The sequence below is a fragment of the Pseudomonas maumuensis genome, from assembly GCF_019139675.1.
GTDB classification, from domain to species: domain Bacteria; phylum Pseudomonadota; class Gammaproteobacteria; order Pseudomonadales; family Pseudomonadaceae; genus Aquipseudomonas; species Aquipseudomonas maumuensis.
The window spans coordinates 1,829,196-1,850,055 of the sequence record NZ_CP077077.1 but is presented as its reverse complement, the minus strand read 5'-3'; the positions used below and the strand labels follow the sequence as shown (position 1 = coordinate 1,850,055).

The 20,860-nt window shown below is 62.8% G+C and carries 16 protein-coding genes and 1 other RNA gene; 1 reads left to right on the top strand and 16 read right to left on the bottom strand.

The features are described from left to right. Positions 1-32 precede the first annotated feature (32 nt). Together KSS90_RS08495 and KSS90_RS08490 are read right to left on the bottom strand one after the other, a co-directional pair. Positions 33-950: an EamA family transporter gene (locus KSS90_RS08495; protein ID WP_217868993.1), complete on the bottom strand. Its 918-nt coding sequence runs from the start codon at positions 948-950 to the stop codon at positions 33-35. A 134-nt stretch (positions 951-1,084) separates the two neighbouring features. Then, complete coding sequence (locus tag KSS90_RS08490; protein WP_217868992.1) at positions 1,085-1,585, bottom strand: DUF2938 domain-containing protein; 501 nt, start codon at positions 1,583-1,585, stop codon at positions 1,085-1,087. An 85-nt stretch (positions 1,586-1,670) separates the two neighbouring features. On the opposite strand from KSS90_RS08490, the gene KSS90_RS08485 reads away from it, so the two are divergent. Continuing rightward, positions 1,671-2,105, top strand: a complete 435-nt coding sequence (locus KSS90_RS08485; protein WP_217869754.1) for a helix-turn-helix domain-containing protein — start codon at positions 1,671-1,673, stop codon at positions 2,103-2,105. On the opposite strand, the gene KSS90_RS08480 is transcribed toward KSS90_RS08485, so the two are convergent. The 14 genes from KSS90_RS08480 to zipA form a co-directional block, all read right to left on the bottom strand. Further along, complete coding sequence (locus KSS90_RS08480; RefSeq protein ID WP_217868991.1) at positions 2,059-4,008, bottom strand: hypothetical protein; 1,950 nt, start codon at positions 4,006-4,008, stop codon at positions 2,059-2,061. The two genes, KSS90_RS08485 and KSS90_RS08480, sit on opposite strands and share 47 nt — an antisense overlap. A gap of 23 nt (positions 4,009-4,031) precedes the next feature. After that, the gene (locus KSS90_RS08475) at positions 4,032-4,421 is read right to left on the bottom strand and encodes a hypothetical protein (RefSeq protein ID WP_217868990.1); all 390 of its coding nucleotides are present in this window, start codon (positions 4,419-4,421) and stop codon (positions 4,032-4,034) included. 362 nt (positions 4,422-4,783) lie between these two features. Further along, positions 4,784-5,998 (bottom strand): MFS transporter, encoded by a 1,215-nt coding sequence (locus KSS90_RS08470; RefSeq protein ID WP_217868989.1) that lies wholly within the window; start codon positions 5,996-5,998, stop codon positions 4,784-4,786. 49 nt (positions 5,999-6,047) lie between these two features. Then, positions 6,048-7,232, bottom strand: a complete 1,185-nt coding sequence (locus tag KSS90_RS08465) for a DUF1015 family protein (RefSeq protein WP_217868988.1) — start codon at positions 7,230-7,232, stop codon at positions 6,048-6,050. Then, the gene (locus KSS90_RS08460; protein ID WP_217868987.1) at positions 7,229-8,548 is read right to left on the bottom strand and encodes an ATP-grasp domain-containing protein; all 1,320 of its coding nucleotides are present in this window, start codon (positions 8,546-8,548) and stop codon (positions 7,229-7,231) included. Before KSS90_RS08460 ends, KSS90_RS08465 begins: the two co-directional genes overlap by 4 nt. Before the next feature lie 25 nt (positions 8,549-8,573). Further along, positions 8,574-9,821, bottom strand: a complete 1,248-nt coding sequence (locus KSS90_RS08455; RefSeq protein WP_217868986.1) for a peptidogalycan biosysnthesis protein — start codon at positions 9,819-9,821, stop codon at positions 8,574-8,576. Continuing rightward, on the bottom strand, positions 9,818-10,825 hold the full coding sequence (locus tag KSS90_RS08450; RefSeq protein WP_217868985.1) for an aspartyl/asparaginyl beta-hydroxylase domain-containing protein: 1,008 nt from the start codon (positions 10,823-10,825) through the stop codon (positions 9,818-9,820). Before KSS90_RS08450 ends, KSS90_RS08455 begins: the two co-directional genes overlap by 4 nt. Positions 10,826-10,843: 18 nt before the next feature. Next, positions 10,844-12,754 carry an asparagine synthase (glutamine-hydrolyzing) gene (gene asnB, locus KSS90_RS08445; protein ID WP_217868984.1) on the bottom strand — a complete coding sequence of 637 codons (1,911 nt, stop codon included), beginning with the start codon at positions 12,752-12,754 and terminating at the stop codon, positions 10,844-10,846. 2 nt (positions 12,755-12,756) lie between these two features. Continuing rightward, positions 12,757-13,995 (bottom strand): phenylacetate--CoA ligase family protein, encoded by a 1,239-nt coding sequence (locus KSS90_RS08440; protein ID WP_217868983.1) that lies wholly within the window; start codon positions 13,993-13,995, stop codon positions 12,757-12,759. 33 nt (positions 13,996-14,028) lie between these two features. Beyond that, positions 14,029-15,030 carry a 2,3-diaminopropionate biosynthesis protein SbnB gene (sbnB, locus tag KSS90_RS25735; protein WP_217868982.1) on the bottom strand — a complete coding sequence of 334 codons (1,002 nt, stop codon included), beginning with the start codon at positions 15,028-15,030 and terminating at the stop codon, positions 14,029-14,031. Next, positions 15,008-16,030, bottom strand: coding sequence for a 2,3-diaminopropionate biosynthesis protein SbnA (sbnA, locus tag KSS90_RS25730; RefSeq protein WP_217868981.1), 1,023 nt, complete (start codon positions 16,028-16,030; stop codon positions 15,008-15,010). Before sbnA ends, sbnB begins: the two co-directional genes overlap by 23 nt. A gap of 1,193 nt (positions 16,031-17,223) precedes the next feature. Next, positions 17,224-17,320: signal recognition particle sRNA small type (gene ffs / locus KSS90_RS08425), an RNA gene on the bottom strand. 188 nt (positions 17,321-17,508) lie between these two features. Then, positions 17,509-19,851, bottom strand: a complete 2,343-nt coding sequence (ligA, locus tag KSS90_RS08420; protein ID WP_217868980.1) for an NAD-dependent DNA ligase LigA — start codon at positions 19,849-19,851, stop codon at positions 17,509-17,511. Positions 19,852-19,951: 100 nt separating this feature from the next. Then, a complete protein-coding gene (gene zipA, locus KSS90_RS08415; RefSeq protein WP_217868979.1) occupies positions 19,952-20,842 on the bottom strand; it encodes a cell division protein ZipA in 891 nt (296 codons plus the stop codon). Positions 20,843-20,860: the final 18 nt, after the last annotated feature.

Here is a 20,860-nt window from a genome sequence, read left to right as displayed (position 1 = left end):
CAATCTCCCTTGCGTGCCAGAAAAGTCCTGCCTCAGTTGCCTTGCGAAGCCCCCGAACGCGAGCCGCGCCTGGAGGCCACGATCGCCGACAGCGACTGCGCATTCAGGAAAATCGCGATACCGACCAGTACAAGGCCGATGGCCAGCCCCTGGGCAACACTCAGTACCTCTTCGTAGAAAAGGTATGAGGCCAGTAGTCCAGAAACAGGAACCAACAACGAAAGCGGTGCGACATGAGTCGCCGGGTATTTCTTCATGAGGTTGTTCCAGATCAGGTACCCCAGCAACGTGGTGACATAACTCTGAAAAGCGACGGAGAACAGTGCCTCCCAGGTCAGGCCTTGCGTGATGCCGGCAAAGGCCTTCCCCCCCTGCGCCACCACAGTCAGCACAAGAATCACCGGCACCGAGAACAGGCTTGACCAGATGATGAATGCCATCATCTGTTCAGGTCGCTTGACCTTGACCAGCAGGTTGCATAACGACCAGGCCATCGCCGCAAGCAGTACGATCAGGATGCCGAACGAGGTGGAAGGCTCACTGCCAAGCAGCATCAAGAACAACCCGGCAACGGCGAACAGCATTCCCCCCGCATGCACAAAGTTGATTCGCTCACCCACGAACAGCGCGCTCCAACCGATGGTGAAAAAGGCACTGAACTGCAGGAACACCGACGACATGCCTGGCGACAGGCCGTTGTACATGGCGAAATTGACCATCCACCATAAGCCTGCGCCGAACATCGCCCCATATCCGGCCAGCACGGCAAGGGAAACGCCGGCCGGGCGCTTGATGAAGAACACCAGAGGCACGGCGCAGAATGTGAAGCGCAGGAGGGTCAAAAGATAAGGATCCAGGGTCTTGAGGCCCAGTTCGATCACGGAAAAGTTGCACCCCCAGAGGACTGTCACCAGCACCCCGGCAAACAGGTCTCGCCGACTCATGTTCATCTGCGCCTCTCCAGGCCAATTGAAAGAGAGCACGGTAATCGCGCTGCCCACCAAAGCGATGCCAGAGTGCTCCGGGCCAATCGTGGGATCCCTCCGCAATTGGAGTATTGATCCAAACATGCCTGTTTAACCTGTCAGGCGAACCCACGCCCCTCCACCAGGACAATCGCACTCAGGAACAGGCCGAACCCGAACACGCCATGCGTGGCCAGACTGCGCAGGCAATTCCTCAGCGGCGCCGGGGTATGGCTGGCGAAATACCCCGCCCCAAACGCGGGTTGCACCACGCACAATGGCACGAACACCGAGACCACCCCAAACAGCAAGGCTGGCCCCGCTGTCGGCCCCTGCAACCAGTGCGTCCCTACAACGGCCACCAGCAGCGCCGCAAAGATCAGCCCCGTTGCGTAGTGAAGCAACCAGCCCCACGCCAACTCCCCCCTGACCGGCGTAGCCTTGCCGATCGCCGCATGCCGCCAGCGCCCTTCGAGCAGGTGCCCAGCCCAGCGCCCGACCATGGCGTAGTTCAGGGTGGTGACGCCCAGGCGCCTGAGCAACACGGTCCACAGGTCCATGACCAGGGTGGCGCCGATGCCGATGAACAGGATGGAAAGCGCAAGCGAGGAGATGGTCATGACGAGAGCCCTTGGCAGATTGACGGAAAGGTCGATGCCAAGCAGCATGCAAGTTGAAGTCAACTTCAAGTCAAGAGGGCTTGCAATGGACATTGCCGATGTCGCCAGGCGCACCGGAGTGCCGGCGTCGACATTGCGTTACTACGCGAACAAGGGGTTGCTCAGATCACTGGCCGGCCATGGGCAGCGCCGCCAGTTCCCGCCAGACACTCCCGAGCGCCTGGCGCTGATCGCATTGGGACAGGCGGCTGGCTTTTCGCTGGACGAAGTAGCCGCCATGCTTGACGAGCAAAGGGTCGACCGCGAGTTGTTGCTGGCCAAGGCCGACGAGATCGACCGCCGGATCAAGCGGCTGCAGGCGATGAGCAAGGGGTTGCGGCATGCGGCGCAGTGCCCCGAGGAGAACCATCTGCAATGCCCGACCTTTCAGCGGCTGATGCAGGTGTCGGCTAATCAGGGCAGGCGTGGAGGCCTCAGTAGCCGTGCAACTCGCGGAACGGCTGGTCCTTGTGGTAGTTGATCCACTCTTCCACGTCATACGGCAGGTACAGCTGCCGACGCGCCCGCGACAGGGCGATATACACGGCGCAGATCCGCGCATCGAAGGCGTAGGCGTCCTTGAAGCGGTCGGTGGTCATCAGTTCTGGTGTCAGCAGCACCCGATCGAACTCCAGGCCACCGGCTTCCTCGGCCATCAGCAGCGTCAGGCTGTCGGGCCGTGCTGCGATGCGCGCGTCCAGCAGCGTCAGGTCCGCAAGCTTGAAACCCGCCTCAAGGCGCGCCTCGACCCAGAGGAACGCGGCATCGAAACGCTCGGACTCACGCACCTGCTGCCAATCGAGCAGGTGCGCGAAGTACGGATGCGGCCCTTCTGCATCCTGCCCCGGCGCATAGAATGCGGCCCTGAACAGGCCGATCGCCGTGGCCATGAAGCGGCGCATCTGCGGCCAGTCGGGGAAATTCAACAAGCAGTTGGACTCGGCCATTTCCATGGCCCAGCGCATCGTGTCCCAGCGCGAGGCGGTCAGCACCACGCAGCCCTCGGGCGGGACGAACCCTTCGGGGAAGTGCTCGATGCCGACATCGACATGGCGCGCAGCCTCGAAGGCAACCTTGGACTTCTTCGAATGCACCCCGATCAACGGGTTGATCAGGCATTCCACCTTGGGCCCGCAACGCACGGCGAAGGCCATGTCCTTCTGCCGCACCTGACGCTCACGCCTGACCACCTCGCCGGAGGCCTTCTGATACTCGTCGCCCAGGGTGATCAGCACCTGACGGCCCCGCTCGATGACTTGCAACAGCGAGGCCGGCACGTCCTGGCTTTCGTCGATGATCACGTGGCTGAAACGCCCCGGCACGCTGCAACCCGCCAGACTCGCTCGCTTGAGCAGCAGCAACGCCTCGAACCCGGTCTGCGCGCCCCAGGCCGGCTGCGCCTCCAGGTAACGCCATAGCCGGCTGGCGTACTCGAGCAGCACCTGGGCATCGACGCCGGAGAGGGCTTGGCGAAAAAACGGCAGATGACGATTCGACAGGCTGTAATCCCGCGAATCGCAGTAGTTGCGCAGCACTTCCAGGCAGATGTCCAGGGCATGTTCGGCGTCGTACTGGCGCAACCCGACGATCCCCAGTTCCTCGGCCAGCCTGCGCTTGCCAGGGCCGCGCTGCGCTGTTCGGGGCGCAACCGGCTGCGCCCCCTTGAGCAGGGCCTGGGCGAACTGGCCGAAGGTCATGCCGACCTTGGCCTGCTCATCCAGCCCCATGCGCCGGCGCATGGTGCCAAGCTTGGCCGGCGTGCGAGCCAGGGCCAGGACCCGGCCACGGGGCAGGCAGTCCATCAGCGCGCCAAGCAGATAACTCTTGCCGATCCCGGCATAGCCCTGCACGTGGATGTCTTCGTCGAGGTTGGCCTGGATGACCTTGAGCAGCTTGTCCTGCTCGACGGTCAGCCAGCGCTCGCGGTCGAAACCGGTGGTCACCCGCTGGCTGAACGGGTTGTCACGATGATGCAGGCGAATGCGGTAGTCGAAGTCCCACTTGCCGTCCGCCAGCAGGTACTCCCGCGCCCGCACCTGTTCGGCATCGAGCAGGCGCAGCTTGGAACCCTTGATCACCTCGAGGCCGAAATAGAGCTTGCGCGCGTCGAACAGCCGACGGGCCTCGGACAACAACCCCACGCCAGGCGAGTGCGCGCCGTCGACGGCCCACGCCAACAGTTTGCCCAGCACCTTTTCCGCCGCCCGCGCATCGACCTGGCCCTGTGCCTGCGCCAGGTTGTGGATCACCAACAGCGCCGCCAGCTCCGGCTCGCTCAGGGTGTCGAGCGCAGGCGCGCCCTGGGCCTGCAGCAAGGCCTGGCACACCTCTGCGCTGATCGGCAGGTACACCGGATGGGAAAAGTCGAAGTGCTCGGGCTGCATGTCGGTAGGGGTCCGGGGATCACTCAAGGTTTGTCGGATTCAGCGGCCTGCCCCACCACCAGTTCGAAGCGGTAGGCCCCCAACGACCCCGCCATGTCGCCGGGATAGCTGACACCCGCCTGTGGTGCGTCGAGTACACCATCGAGCTCATGCAGGGCCAGTTCAAGCAGCTTGCGCAGGTCACGCACCGATCGCGCCGACACCTGCAGCTCCAAGGCCACCGCGTCAGCCTTCATCGCAACTGGCGAAGTCGCCTCCTCAAGGATGCGCTCGTGCTCTTCTTCCATCTGGTCGAGCACCTGCGACAGCTCCAGCACGCGCTCTGGATTGGCGGCCATCTGGTCCTTGATATCCAGGCGGCGCATTTGCCACTCACGGATCTTCTGGCGAGTAAGGTCGTCGACATGTTCCACGGTCACACTCCTCTGGCAGGACCAACTGACACTACGGTCGCATGATAAAACGCCGCGCATGATCGTGCAGGCGAAATGGGTCTCATGGGTTTCGAGGGAAGGAATCCGGCGGGGTAGTGAATCGAGAGCGGCTTCGAAAAAAGCCTGCGCACGAACTGTGCGACCAATCCACCAGGCAGGCATGCTGTGAGCCGCGCCCGATGTAGCGATAAGGGTACCGGCATTCGTTTCAGGCAGCAAAGTGTACCTGAAACGACGCCATGAAGCCGAGAGCGCTCCAGCCCTCTCTATGGGGCCGATCCGCTGCACGAAAAGTGCCCCGGCCTGCCACCCGCGCAACCAGCGCGGGTGGCAAAGCGGGCTCAGGAGGCCAGATGAGGACTGCGTGTATCCCGGGCGGCATGGGTATAGGCATAGAGCGTCGCGAGCATCGCCAGCAGGGTCGCCGCCGTACCGATCAGGAACACCACCGCCATGCCTTCCTCGCGGGCCAACAGACCGGCGAGCGGTGCGGCCAGGCCGATGGAGATATCAAAGCAGGCATCGTAGAAGCCGATCGCAAGGCCCAAGCTATGGTGCGGAACATTGCGAATCGCCACCAATGCCAGCAGCGGATAGATCATCGACACGCCAAAGCCGCTGAGCGCAGCACCGACAATGGCGTAGCCAGGAGACGGCGCCATCCACAGCATGGCCTGGCCTGCCGTCTCGATAACCAGCATCAGCAAGGCCATGTTTGGCCCAACCGCGGTGTCCGAGCGCGAGCCCAGTACCAGGCGTGCGCCGACGTAACCCGCACCGAAGGCCGCCAGGGCGTAGCCGGCGCCGCTCCATTGGTACTGGGCGTAGGTCAGGGTGATGAACGAAGATACCGTCACATAACCCACCGTGGCCAAGGCGAAAACCAGGCCCGGACGCCAGATCTTGCCCAGCAGCTCGCGCATTCCCAGGGATTTCTCCACGGCATGGACCAGCCGGGCACCCGGTGTGCGCAAGGCTATGAGCAAGCCCACCAGAGGAATGACCATGGTCACCAGCGAGACCCATGCAAAGCTCACCACCTCACCCAGCAATGCGGCCACTGCGGCGCCTGCGGAAATGCCACCGAACATGGCGATACCGATCCAGGACAGCGCCTTGCCGGCCTTTTCAGCACCGAACATGCCGATCGGCCAAGTGCTGCCACCGGTGAACAACAGGCCTTGAGCGAAGCCCATGGCAATACGCCCGGCGATAATCACCGCCAGGCTGATCAGAGGCGTATCAACCAACTGAGCCGCGACAAGGTAGCAGGCGCCGGAGGTGGCACTGCCAATCAGGCCGAGCATGACGGTCCATTTCGGACCGCGCCTGTCGGCGGCGGTGCCAGCAAAGTGCCGGGTCAGCAAGGTGGCCACCGATTCGATGCCCATTACACAGCCGACTACCAACATGCCGTAGCCCAGCTGCCCATGAACCCAAAGCGGGACAGAGGCCAGCGGCATGCCCATGGCCATCAGACCGAGAAAGACCACTACTGCAACCGGTAGCAATCGTCGTGTATCGCTTTGGGTGGGTACTTGCGTTTCAACAGACATGATCCAGATCCTTCTAGAACGTAAACGAGTTAGCGCCAGGTGAGGAGCCTCACACCAGCGCCGCCAAGAGTATTCCACTATGCGGCTTGGGCGTGAAATAAGTGCTCTTGCGCGGCATTCGACGCCCCTGACGGTACAACGTCACCATGTGCTCCAGCGGTACCGGGGCCATCAGGAACAGCGCATCGGCGCTCTGCGGCACGGTCCCGTCGAACTGCGCCGTTGGCAGGGGCTGCAGCGAACCACCGCCAGGCTGCAGGTGCAAGGTCGTAGTGAGCAAGGCCAGCTCCAGGGTTTCATGGTCCAGCCGCAGATTGCCATCGGCATCCAACAGTTGCGGGAAATGCACGGCAAAGGCCCGCTCGCGGGTCAGCACCACCATCGTTCCCGGGGTATCTGGAGCGGCGGCGGGCACCGGGTCGGTCACTTGGAAACCAGCCTGGCGCCAAGTCTCGATCAGGGCATTCGTGTCCAGCCCAGTGCCGGTCAGGCAGCGATGGAACGCGCCCAGACGCAGGTCCGGCCCGGCGGTGACCAAGGCAAGCAAGCCCCCCAGATCGGCGGCCAGTGTCGCCGCCACCCGGTGATTGCCATCGGCCACCAACAGCGGATGGGTACCGGCCTCGCGCAGCAGCGCCTGCTGCCGCCTCTCGTCGTTGACCTGCCATAACGAATGACGCCGTTGCTGATCGTCGACCAGCACCAGGCTGGCCGGCCCCTGACGCCGGGCCTCGTCGCGGACCAGAGGCGTCAGCTCGTCGGTCAGTGCCATTGGCGTCAGTAGCACGGCACTGGTGGCGCACCCCAGATCGCGCAGCACGGCGGCCCGCTCGGCGACGATGTCGTCGTAGGTATCCTCGGTCAGCGACACTGTACGAAAACCGTCATCGCGCACCTCGGTCGGATCCACCAGGCACATGACGCCCCACAGTTCGCCATCATGACCACTGACGTGGTAGATCACCACCAGGTCGCTGACCTCCTCATAGGTGTCGCGCACGAGTTCGGCCAGAGCCTGGCGCAGACCGATCATGGCCTGATCCAGGCTTTCGCCACGTTCGCGTGCCCCGACCGTATGCTGTGGATACTGGATAGCCAGCAGGCTGGGCTGGCAACTGCCCGACAGCGCCTCGCGGATCTGTCCGACTCCCGCCAAGGCATCGACATTGGGTCCAGGCACGGGACCATTGGCCAGCCAGGCGCGCTTCATGGCTCGCAGATGCAAGGGCTTCATGACACCGGCACCGGGTGTGCGGTGACAATCTCGATCGCCTGGCTCCAATGCCTTACCAACCCGTCAAGGTCATCCTCCAGCGGGCCGTCGACCACCAGCGAGACCGAACGCTGTCCCGACTCGCTTTGCTTGCCGAGCAGGTCGCCACGGCGACGGCTGACCAACACCGCGCAACACCGCGCCGGCGCGTCGGCTGCCACCGGCAGGCGTTCAGGCCAGGCAACGTCGCTGATGATCCATGCCGGCACAAGTCCTTCGACCTGGACATCCTGGAGAACACCGTGGGGGTGTTCCATATAGTGCTGGCAGGTACGACGCCGAGGCTTGTTCAATTGTGGCGACTCACCCAAGGCCAGGGCCACCAGGGCCGGCTCCAGAGACTGGCCACAGGCCAGGTGCCACATCATCATGATGGCGTCTCCTGGCGGTCGTGCGGCGATCTCCATCAACACAGCGCGACCATCACGCCCCAGGCGGAACTCCGCATGGGCCATGCCGCTGCGAAAACCGACCTGTCGCAGCAAATAGGCATTGGCCTCGATCAGCGCCTGCTCGTCAGCAGTCGCAAGACCCGGTGCCGGCGAGGTATGTCCGGTCTCGGTGAAGAACGGCGTGTCACCCTCGTTGGTGCGTTTTGCGGTAATACCCGACCACACGACCCTGCCCTCGTGGACCAGCGACTCGATGGAAAACTCCGCCCCCTCGACGCACGCTTCCAGCAGCAACACCTCGTCAGGCTGATAGCCGGCCAGGGCGCGGCGCAAGGTGGGCTCGTCGTCTACACGCAGCACGCCGGAGCTGGACATACGACCGGTCGGCTTGATGATCGCCGGAAACCCCGTGCGGGCCACCGCTTGCGCCACATTGTCCAACGACAGCGTCGACCATGCCGGCGCCAGATCCGGGGCGCTGATACGCTGCAGCAACTTGTTGCGGCAGGTCAGCGCAGTACGGGTGCCCGGCCCCGGCAAACCCAGGCTCTCGGCCACCAGGCCTGCACTTTCCACGAACAGCTCGCCGCAGTTGAGCAAGGCCTTGAAGTCGAACTCGGATTGCAGGCGCAACAGCACCTCGAGCAAAGTGTTGGTGTGGTAGTCAGCCACATGCGCGATGTGACGGATACCGGCCAGCGGTTTGCCCGAATCGTTGCGGTAATCGGCAAGCTCGGCAGCATCGGTCTGGGGACCGAAAACAACTACCGGGGCCAGACCGCGACTGAGAATTTCCTCGACCACCAGTGGATGACGGCACAGGATGGTGAGATCAGAGGTGATCAGTACCGCGGGTATCAGAGACTTGGAAGGTTTGGCTTGCATGATGTCCCCCTAGACTGGAATGAAGTTACAGGCATGCCTGAACATCCGGGGCCAGGGCCCGCAGGATGGTTTTCGACGGTGTCGCGTGATCGGCCAGGAACTGCCGATTGGCCTCGGCCACCTGGTTCGGGCAACCCTCCAGCAAGCTGTCCTCACTCAGGTCCAGCAACCACAGCCCACGCAACTGGGCACCACGGGCCGCCTTGGCCTCCGCGGCCTCTATACCGGCGTGCATCCAGCGCGCATTGAGCCGGGCGGCAATTTCCAGCGGCTTGTAATAGACAAGATTGAAGTATTCATAGGCCCCACGCAGGCGCTCATAGTCGAAACCTGCCGCACGCAGGTAGAGGGTGTCGCCCAGATGGTAGAGCAACGAGAATCCGGCAACGTGGCCCTGCTCGTCCTGGCACAACAGCACGGTAGCCTGCGCATCCATCAGCCGCGCCTGGGTGGCGAACTCACCGGCCAGCAGCTCGGCCGGTACCGGGTTGCCATAGCGGTTCTCGGTCTGTGCCAGCAGACGCCCGACGATCTCGCTGGTGTCCTTCAGACTGCGCTCGACGATGGTCAAGCCGCTGGCCTCGAACTGTCGGCGCTCCCGGCGCACGCTAGTGATGCGCGCCTTCGACTCGAGGCTATCCAGATAGCCCTCCCAGCCGCCTTCCGGCACCTCGATCCAAGCATCGAGCTGGGTCAGGACGGCGGGGCTGCGTACGCCACTGGCGCGCAGCGCCTGGACGTCACCTGCTCCCAGTTGCAGGGCGATGCAAGCAGGACTCCCCTGCCCCGCAACCGCCAGTGGGCCATGCGCCAGATCGGCGGCCAACCCGCGAACCTGAGGCAGCAGCAGGCGTGCCCGCTGCTCGGCGCTGGAACCCGGCTGCCCAAGCAGGTGTGTCTGGTAACCGCGCCGGGCGCCAAGCATCAGACCACTGCTGGCAGGCGAAGGCAGGTTGCGCGATCCGAGGATGTCGGCCCAGCGATAGAACGGATTGGTTTCGGCAGTGACCGCAGTGACCGCCACCGCAGCCAGTGGCGCCTGGCTGCTGCCGACATGCACCGCACCGGTGAGCCCCTGGACATCCTGGCGGCAGAAGTTCAGCCAGCCGGCGCTCGAATAGAAGTGCGCCTGCGCCAACTGGTTATCCCAGACCCGGGGCTCGACCGCCCCGGTGGCCATGGCAAAGGCTGCCGGCAAGTCGGATAGCGACTCTGCGGGCGGCGTCGCAACGCCGCGTGACCAGCCCACATCGACGAAGTATTGATCGATCATTTTGCACTGGGCTCCAGATTGGCCGCTTGGGGCTGTGGCGAAAACACCACGACCCGCTCCAGGCGTTTGACACCATAGTGGGTACGCAGGTGAATCGACTGGCGATCCTCGGACCAGGCCAGGGAGCGCTCCTCGCTCCAGCCGGCAAAGCGAAACTCGTTGCCACCCAGGTGGATGAGACGGAAACAGGTCTGCCCCTGGTCCTCCAGATACAATTCGCCATCCTCCACGTAGGTGCGGACATCGACCTGTGGCTGCGGCTGCAGGAATTGCCCATCCTCCTCCTCCCAATCAAGGAACGAGGCCGGCACACGGAAGCGGCCACTGAACGACTTCAACTGGTCGGCTGCCAGGGGCTGTTCGCTGCGGGCATACAAGGCATCACCGCGGGCGAAGTAGTCACGCCACTGTTCGGGGAAGATCGCCGCCAACTCGGGTACGAACAGCACATCGATCACCAGGTGTATACGCACATCCTCGCCACTGTTCTCCACCCAGTGCATGCGGCTGAAGTCACCGAACCAGAACTCTCCCGGCTGCCACCAGTGGCGTTTGCCATCCAGCACCAGAATCGCGCCTGGATTGGTGGTCAGTGGGATGTGCAGACGGGCCACCCCCCACTGTGGCCCATACTTGGTATCGCTGTGTTCAACCCCCTTGGCCCCAGGCCCCAAGGCCATGAAGCGTACTGAACGTAGCGGCGCCGGGATGTTGGACAGCACTTCGCGCACATAGGGCGCCCGCTCCAGCCAGGGAGTATCGGCGAACTCCAGGGTGCCTGGGCCGCCCGGATCGGTACGGGCAGGATCGCCGCCCGGGCTGCGCATCGACAGACACCGCCAGTCGGCTTCGGTTACCGTGCCGATATCGCTGCCATAGGGTCGCTGCAGGCTCCACTGATGCTGGCGCAACGCCGCCAGCTCGCCTTTCAGGCGCTCGGCGTCGAAGGTAAAGGCCAGCTGCGCGGCCTCGCTGGGCATCCGGGTGTTGAGGATTCCATTCATCAGGTCTTTCTCCTTGACTCAGAGACTGTGGCTCAGGGACTCGGTGGCGTGGCGGCTGCCGGTCGGGGGCAACTGTTCCCACTCGCTGTGGCGCACCGGGCGATCAAAGCCCTGCTCGGCCAGTTGGTGCCAGCGTTCGAGCATGTAGAGGGTCCACAACGCATAGGTGTGGTCAGGCTGGAAGGCGGCGACCATGGCCCGCAGGCGGTCGGCATCGAAGTAACCGCGCGACAGGGCCTGCTCACTGGTCAGGGTCGCCTGGATATCTTCACGCAGGTGCGTAGCCAGCCAATGCTCCAGGGGCACGGCCAGTTCCTGCTTGCGCCGATGAATGATGTCATCGGGCAGATAGCCTCGCGCCGCAACTTTCTTGAGCACGGCCTTCTCGTTGCCGTCCTGCAGCTTCAGGCCCGGGGCCAGGCGGGTCACGTAGTCCACCACGCGCTGGTCGAGCATCGGGCTGCGCGGCTCCACCGAATGGGCCATGGCCATACGATCGATCTTGACCAACTGGGCATCAGGCAACCAGAAGCCATAGTCCATCTGCATCAGTCGATTGAGCAGGTGTGGCTGACCCTCACTTGCGGCCAGGCGTTCACGCAGGTAGTTGAAGGGCGCCGGTTCTGGCAAGCGCTGGGCGAATGCCTGGCTATACAACGAATGCTTGATGCCTTGTCGCACGCCATCGATCAACACTGCCTGGTACTGCTCGGCCAGGCTTCCGTTGGCTTGGGCCAGGCCTTGCAGGTCGACCTTCTTCTGATCGGACAATTTCAGGGCTGGCAGTTGGGTAGTGATCTTGTAGCGGTTGTAGCCGGCGAATATTTCGTCGGATCCGTCTCCGGTCAGGACCACTGTGACCTCGCGTCGGGCCAAGCGGTACATGTAGTAACTGGCGATCGCCGAGGGGAATGCAAACGGTTCCCCCATGTGGGTCAGGATTGCATCGACCGCCACGCGCACATCATCCGCGCTGATCTGGTATTCGTGATGCTCGGTACCGCAAAAGCGCGAGACCCGCCGAGCGAATGGCGATTCGTCGAAGGCATCCTGCTGGAAGCCGACCGAGAACGTGTGCAGGGGCTGCGGGCGCAGGCGCTTGGCCATGGCCACCACCAAGCTGGAGTCCAGTCCGCCACTGAGCATCGCACCGAGCGGCACCTCGGCCTCCAGCCGATCCTCGACCGCCGCCAGCAGCCGTTGCTCGACACCGTCGACTGCCTCCTGCATGCCGATGCTGTCATCGGTACGCGAGAAGTCCGCATGCCAGTAACGCTCGATCTGCGGTGCCTGGCCTGGAGTGAAACTCAGCCGCGAACCAGGCTCCAGCTTACGGGCCTGGGCATAGATGGTGTGAGGGGCCGGCACCACGCGATAGCTCAGATACTGATCGATGGCCAACGGATCGATAGCACGATCGATGTCCGGATGCGCCATCAGCGCTGGCAACTCCGAGGCGAAGGCCAGGCCGCTGCCGACCTGGCTGTAGAATATCGGTTTCTTTCCGGCGCGGTCCGTGAACAGATGCAGGCGAGTATTGACCGTGTCGTACAGGGCAATGGCGAACATGCCCTCCAGCTGATGGACAAAGTCCAAGCCGAACTCCTGGTACAACGCCGGGATGACATGGGCATCGCTGCTGCCCTCGACTACGCGACCTCGCTCAGCCAGCACCTGGCGCAAGCGCTTGTGGTTGTAGATCTCGCCGTTGAACACGCAGACCACATCACCATCCAGGCTACGACTGGGTTGTGAGCCGCCGTTCAGGCCGATTACCTTGAGGCGGCGCATGCCCAGACTGGCCTGTGGGCTGTTGAAAAAGCCCGCCTCATCCGGCCCGCGATGGAGCATCCGGGCGCAGGCCGCACGCACGAAGTGCGCGGACAGGGCCGTCGGTGCAAGGGTTACTTCTCCTGCGATTGCGCACATGCTCAGACCCCTTTCAGGTTGAAGCGCCGCTTGGCGTTGGTGGACTTCAAGTCAGTCAGCCCGATGGCGGTGACAGTGATCGGCTGGACCAGCCCGGAAGCAAGCATCTGGGCGACGTCCGGCGCCGCCTCGGCCAACAGCGCGCGCACCTGCTCCTGCTGGCTTGCCGTGACCTGCGGCACTACTACCCGGATATCCAGCTGGCCATCGTTGCGCACCTCGAACGGTGCCCCCGGGAATACCTGGGCAACAGCCGCGCAAAGGTCATGACTGCTGATCCGCTCACCATGCTTGATCTCGCCACCATGGCGACCTTCGATGCGATCAAAGGCGTAGGTGCGTCGCCCTTGCCACTCGATGACCCGCAACCCACTGATGACATCGTTGGTGACGAAACGCAGTGCAGGGAAATAGCGGCGCGTCAACGAAGTCAGCAACAGAATGCCGCTGCCGGCCGGGCTGGGTTGTGCATGGCTATAGGGGAACAACACATCCAGGCTCAGCACTTCGGGCAGAATGTGGTCGTGGAAGTGGTACAAGCCGGTCTCGGCGCAGTGATAGGCAATAGCGCCAATTTCGATCGAGCCGAGGATGTCGAGTACGTCGTCGGTGTCGATGCCGAAGCGCGCTGCCACCTCGCGACGCCAGGCAATGGGCGCGACATCCCCTACCACGATGATCTTCCTAGGCCGGATGTCGAGGGTCTGTTCGGCCCGGGTCAGGCGATCAAGGATCATTGGCATGGTGAACAACACATCTGGCTGCCAGCGATTGAGGGCCTCGATGTGCTCCTCGATCGGACGCGAGAAGTCGATGTCGTGAGCCTGGTACTGCAGGTCCTGGAAGATTCGCCGGGCAGACGCCGCGGCATGCCCGGTACCCAGATCGGCCACGGCCACCGCCCCCGCAGGGAGATCGCGGAGGAAGCCAGCAAACAGCTCGCGGCGCTGCGCCAGATAGGCCTCGTCGTCATCCACCGCGTAGAGAATCTTCTTGCGTGCCCCAGTGGCGGTACCGGAGGTGAGGTAGGCCGAGCTGCCCGGCAACTGGTCATGGCTGGCGGTGTAGTAATGGTCGATCAACGTGGCCTCGTCGATCAGCGGCAACTGCTCGAGGCTGTGAATCTGGCCGGCCAGGCCGACCAGGCGTTGCTTGTACCAGGGGAACAGTTCAGCGTACTGGCTGGCCAGGCGGGCGACCGCCAGTTTTTCGGTGTCGGTGAGCGCAATGTCGGTGGTCATATTCGATCCTTCGAATGTCACAGGCAAAGTCATTTACCAGCGCTGGGCGCCGGCGAAGAAGTTGTCGATGGCAAGGCCACGGCTCGAGGCCAGGGCCTGCTCATGCACGTGCAAGCCCACCGCCAGGTCGAGGATGCCCAGACCGAACGGTGAGAAGATTTTCGGTCGGCTATCGTCCAGGACAACCTTGCCCTCGATTAGCTGGGCCAAGGTGCCGTTGATGAAGCGACGGTGCCCGAGCTTCTGCTCGGCCAGGTGCGGCGAGGTGTTGGATTTAAGGCAATGCTCAACGTCATCTACGATGTTGTGCGAAGCCTCGATGATGTCGGCCGACAGATCACGCAGCGAAATGTTCAGCACAACCTGACCTGGGTGCAACGCACTCACGTCATGCACATGAGGGGTACCTGCGGTAGTGGCGAACACCAGTAGCGGCGCGGCCAGCGCCTCATCCTGGTTAGTGACGCTGCGTGCGCGCTGGTCCTTGCCGTGCAAGTGGTCGACCAGGGCTTGCGCGTAGGTGGGCGAATGGTCATGGATGATGAACTCACCCACCTGCCACTGCTGGGAGACGAAGAAATCGGCGATGGTGCGGGCAATCACCCCTGCACCGACGATGGCGATACTCGCAACCTTGCGCGAACCGTTCAGGTGTTCGGCACCGAGCACAGCCGAAGCCGCGGTGCGCGCCGCGCTGATCGTCGATGCCTCCAGACAGGAAAACGGATAACCGGTCTCGTAGTCGTTGAGCAGCAGCACCGCCGAGGCACGCGGCAGGTTGTGGTCGATGTTGCCGGGGAAGCTGGCGATCCACTTGATGCCGGCGATCCCGCTCTCACCGCCCAGGTAGGCCGGCAGAGCGATGATGCGAGCCTCGGGTTTTTCCGGAAAACGCAGGAAGTAGCTATCCGGGTTGAGGGTGTCACCACGCTCGTGGAGCAGGTAGGTCTGCTTCACGCGCTCGACGACCTGGGCATGGGAGGCCTCGATGACGTCGCGAGCGACCTGGCCATCAATGATGTAGAACGAAGGCATCAGCGGTTTCCTCGATTGCAGGTGTTTGAACGGCAGGGCGGGCTTGGGCCTCGATACGACCCAGGTCGAAATGCTGGGCGACCCATTCGTCGCGGAAGATGGTCTGGATGTAGCGTTCACCGATATCTGGCGACAGCGCGGCAATACGCGAGCCGGAGTCGAGCTGCGGAGCCAGTTGCTGCACGGCAGCGATGACCGAGCCGGTAGAGCCACCGGCCAGCAGACCATGGTCGCGGGCCAGCCAGCGGCAGCAACGGATGGCGTCTTCTTCGGCGATCAGCACCTCCTTCCACACCGAACCGGGTTGGAAGATTTCCGGACGACGACTGGTGCCGACGCCCGGAATGAAGCGGGGGCCTGGTGGCGCGCCGAAGGTCACAGAGCCGAGGGCATCGACTGCGATGATGCGGGTCTGCGGCGAGTACTGCTCGAAGTAGGCGACACACCCCATCAACGTGCCGGTGGTGCCTGCAGGGACGAACAGATAATCCAGAGGCCCCAGGGCTCGATGCAGCGAGCGGGCGGTATGGTTGGTGTGGGCCTCGGGGTTGGCCGGATTGGCGTACTGATTGAGCCATAGCAGTCCCGGCTCACGCTCGACCCGCTGGCGGATGTAGTCGATGCGACTGGCCAGGAAACCACCGTTGGCATCGCGCCAGTCCACCATCACCAGCTCAGCCCCCAAGGCGCGAATGATATCGGTGCTGTGCCGCAAGGCGTTGGGGTCGGTGACGCAGGTGAAGTGGTAGCCACGACTGGCCGCCACCACGGCCAGGGCGATACCCAGGTTACCGGACGATGACTCGATGAAGTGCCCACCTGGCTCAAGCACGCCACGCCGCTCGGCATCATTGATCAGGTTGACCGCTGTCTTGAGTTTGAGCGACCCCGCAGGGTTGAGTCCCTCGATCTTGAGAAAGAACGAACTGCCAGGCGTGAGTTCGTCAAGTTCAAGAAATACTTCATCCAGCACAATGTCATAGGCATGTTGGTAAATCATTGGATCTCTCCAGGAAAGATGGACCTGTACTTCACAAGACACTTTCTCGCCGTGCACAAAGGCGCGCAGCGGTCGCAGGTCGTCCGAACATCACACGTTGTTTTCGGGGAGTGCTAACCACGCAGCCAAGTGTCGCCCGGGGCAATCATCAGCCCCGGACAACGAACACAGCATTGGAGATCGAAACGATGGGTAGGCCCTGGCAAAGAGGCGATACAACACCGCCAGGCCGCGCACGAGGCATGGATAATCATTTTCTCTAACTCCCTGTATCGCCCTGAACTTTCTGGTTCATCAGCATTACCCCCCAGGCGCTGCTGGAGGATTAAGAATGAACTGTTTCAGTGACGTGAATCCGGTGTGACCGGCCAGACAACCCGTCTGTTTTTTCAAACTAGTGAAGTGCGAATCCCGCTGTCAACAACCTTTTTCTTCTAACCCTAGCGCCAAACTATTCATCCTGTCTTAGTTACATCAGGTCTAGAGATCACAAACTAAAAGGTCAGAGAAATTTGCAAAAAACCGCTCTATTACAGCCATTACGCTCGAAAACAGCTATCCGATCAGCCACCCGGGGACCTTGCCTATTGATCGAACAGGTAATGTCTATTTTCCATGAAAGAATTTCATGCCGGCCTTCCACGCATATGAATATTCAACAGCTGGAAATCTTTTCACATCTCTGCGGCCACTCATACTCTTGGCCCTCACGACCCTCTGATCGGATCCATGCACTTGAAGACTCGGCACACGCGAGCGCATTGGAACTTCAATGACAACATTAGAAATCGGCACGTTGAGCAAGCCTTGAACGTTCAGTGCCAACTTAATAGAACCCACCCGCAAACGAGTGCCGTACGTTCTGCTCCATGGGCCATATGAAGACTTCCCACGCTTTATTTGCCACGCAAAAAAAACGTATTTTTTCACATTGCCCTTATCATCATCACGGCAAGCCCTACTGCTTTTGTTCCTTGCTCAAGTGACACAGACCGGTTCAAGCGACCGGACACTCACGAACCGTTCAGTTACACACTGCACGTCGGGGTGAGGAAAGTAGCTTTAGTTGATTGCCAATCTGGCCTGGCTCGGCGTGCCAGCGAATGGCGCAATGAGCGAGTGTCAGCCACCACTTGCGAAGCAAATGAGGAGACAAGAGACAGGGGATTTTCATACCCCAGAAATGGAGGCGGCCCCACCAGCCACACCCCGGCACTCGATGTTCCCGCTATGGCTGCTCCCTTCCGGGCCTGACCAGGTTAACGGGTAATCAATGCGGGGGGACCGATGGGGCCACCACGACGGCTCGCCAGCTGACGAGCCGCGCCATTGTACAACGCCAGGGCGAAGTTACAACCTTTGATCGTGAAAAAACCATCATTTCTCAAGGACTTGTGGCAAATCTATCGCGGGGCGAGCCCGCCCCCACGGACGATCACCCGTAGGAGCGGGCTTGCTCCGCGATGATGCCGGCGGGTTCAGACGCTGATACCGCGCTCCGCCAGGAAGCCCACGAACGCTTCCTCGTCCATCACCGCAACGCCCAGCTCGCTGGCCTTGGCAAGCTTGGAGCCCGCGCCGGGCCCGGCCACCACGCAATGGGTCTTGCCGGACACGGAGCCCGCCACCTTGGCCCCCAGGCTTTCCAGCTTGTCCTTGGCGATATCGCGGCTCATGCGCTCCAGGGTACCGGTCAGCACCCAGGTCTGGCCGGCCAGCGGCAAACCCTCGGCGGATTTCTTCTCGCACGACCAGTGCATGCCGAACTCCAGCAACTGGGCTTGGATGGCGCGGGCCAACTGCTGGTTGGCCTCGACCTTGAAGAACTCGCGCACGCCGTCGGCGGCCTTGGTATTCAGGGCCTGGCGCAAGTCGATGCCATCGGCGGCGATGATCTTGTCCAGGGTACACAGCTTGTCTACCAGCTTCTCGGCGCCGGTCGGGCCGACCGACGGGATATCGAGCTTGGCGAGCATCCCGGCGAGGGTGGTGCTGGCTGCGAACTCGGCGCCCAGTTCACCTTCATCCTGCAGCTGCATGCCGCTGTCCAGCAGCTGCTTGATCACCGCCCGGTTGTGCTCGTCCTCGAAGAAGTTATGGATCTCGTAGGCAACTTCCAGGCCGATGTCCGGCAGGTAGGTCAACACCTGCGGCAGCGCCACCTGCACCCGCGCCAGGCTGCCCAGGGAGCGGGCCAGAACCTTGGCGGTCTCCTCACCAACATCGGGGATGCCCAGGGCGTAGATGAAACGTGCCAGGCTCGGGCGCTTGCTGGCCTCGATGGCTTCGAGCAGCTTGCGGCTGGAGACCTCGGCAAAGCCTTCAAGGGCGACCACTTGCTCGAACTCCAGCTTGTAGAGGTCGGCCGGCGAGCGGATCAGGTTTTCATCGACCAGTTGCTCTACGCTCTTTTCGCCCAGGCCATCGATGTCCATGGCCCGGCGCGATACATAATGGATGATCGCCTGCTTGAGCTGGGCGGCGCAGCTCAGGCGCCCCACGCAGCGGTACACCGCGCCTTCGCTGGTGGTTTCCTTGCCCTTGCTGCGCTTGACCAGCTGCGTACGCTCGACCTGCGAGCCGCATACCGGGCATTGGCTCGGCACCTGCACCGCACGAGCACCTTCGGGGCGGCGCTCGAGCACCACCTGCATGACCTGCGGGATCACGTCGCCGGCACGGCGGATGATCACCGTGTCACCAATGCGCAGGCCCAGACGCGCGATCTCGTCCATGTTGTGCAGCGTGGCGTTGGAGACGGTCACACCGGCCACCTTCACCGGCTTGAGGCGGGCGACCGGAGTCACCGCGCCGGTACGCCCGACCTGGAACTCGACATCGAGCACCTCGGTGAGCTCTTCCATGGCCGGGAACTTGTGGGCGATCGCCCAGCGCGGCTCACGGGCACGGAAACCCAGCTCACGCTGGGAGGCCAGGGCATTGACCTTGAACACCACCCCATCGATCTCGTAGGGCAGGCTGTTGCGGCGCGCACCGATGTCCCGGTAATAGGCCAGGCACTCTTCGATACCGGCAGCGTGCCTGAGCTCGCGACTGATCGGCAGCCCCCAGGTCTTGAGTTTCTCGAGGATACCGATATGGCTGTCGCCAAACGGCTCGGACACCTGGCCGACGCCATAGCAGCAGAATTCCAGCGGGCGGCTGGCGGTGATCTTCGAATCCAGCTGGCGCAGGCTGCCGGCGGCGGCGTTGCGCGGGTTAGCGAAGGTCTTGCCGCCAGCCTCGGCCTGGGCCGCATTGAGGCGGTCGAAACCGGCCTTGCTCATGTACACCTCGCCACGCACTTCCAGCACCGCCGGCCAGCCCTCGCCCTGCAGCTTGAGCGGGATGTTGCGCACGGTGCGCACGTTGGCGCTGATGTCCTCACCGGTAGTGCCGTCGCCACGGGTGGCGCCCTGTACCAGCTGGCCGTCGCGGTACAGCAGGCTCACCGCCAGGCCGTCGAGCTTGGGCTCGCAGCTGTAGTCCACGGCCGCCTGATCGCCGCCCGGCAAATCCAGGCCTTCGACCACGCGGCGACCGAAGTCACGCAGGTCGTCTTCCTCGAAGGCGTTGCCCAGGCTGAGCATCGGTATCTCGTGACGCACCTGGCTGAAGGCCGCCAGCGCCGCGCCGCCGACGCGCTGGGTCGGCGAATCCGGCGTCACCAGGTGCGGGTGCTCGGCTTCCAGCGCCTTGAGCTCGTTGAACAGGCGGTCGTATTCGGCATCGGGCACGCTGGGTTCGTCGAGCACGTAGTAGCGGTAGTTGTGCTGGTCGAGTTCGGCGCGCAGTTCGTGGATTCGGGATTCGGCGTTCATTTCTGGTCTTCTCTTGCAAAGCAAAAGAGCAGCCCCTGGCTGCTCTTTCGTTTCAATCGGCGCGGCGCGAACCGAGGCAAGGTCCGCCCGCTCGGTTGTATCAGCGTTTTTGCGTCAGGGCGCGGCGCTCGAACTCGACGATGCGCTGGCGGTAGTGCTCGATGGTCTGGGCAGTCAGCACGCTGCGCTGGTCGTCCTTGAGCTCGCCATTGAGCTCGTGGGCCAGCTTGCGGGCAGCGGCAACCATCACGTCGAAGGCCTGCTTGGGGTGACGCGGGCCTGGCAGGCCGAGGAAAAAGCTCACCGCACGGGTGCTGAAATGGTCGATGTCGTCCAGATCGAACACGCCGGGCTTGACCGCATTGGCCATGGAGAACAGCACTTCGCCGTGGCCGGCCATGCTCTCGTGGCGATGGAAGATATCCATCTCGCCGAAGCGCAGGCCGCTTTCCAGGATGTTCTGCAGCAGCGCCGGGCCTTTGAAACCGCCTTCATCGCGGGAAATGACGCTGATCACCAGCACTTCTTCGGCCGGCGGCAGCTCTTTGGCCGGCGTGGACGCGGCAGTAAAACCGCTGTTGCGGGTGTTGTCGGCGGCGAAGTCGTCGTCGCCAGTATCGAACAGGTCCGGCTCACGCGGCTCGGCGGCCAGCTTCAGGTCGCCCTGTTGCTGCTCGCTGTTGTTGCGCTTGCCGCGCTTGGCCTTGGCCGGTTTGGCTTCACGCTCGCGTTCGCGCTCCCGCACCGGGGCGCTGAGCGATGGCAGGTCGCTCTCATCCAGCTCGGGCTCTTTATGGGTTTCCAGCACACGCGAGGGGCCGAGCACCTCGGCGCCGCCGCTGTCGTCGTCTGGGGCGTTGGCGTAGCTACGGTCCAGACGGAACTTCAACTTGCCCTTGCCGCCGCGCATGCGGCGCCAGCCGTCGAAAAGAATACCGGCGATGACAATGATGCCGATGACGATCAGCCACTCGCGCAGACCGATTTCCATGTAATCCCGTGCCTCTAT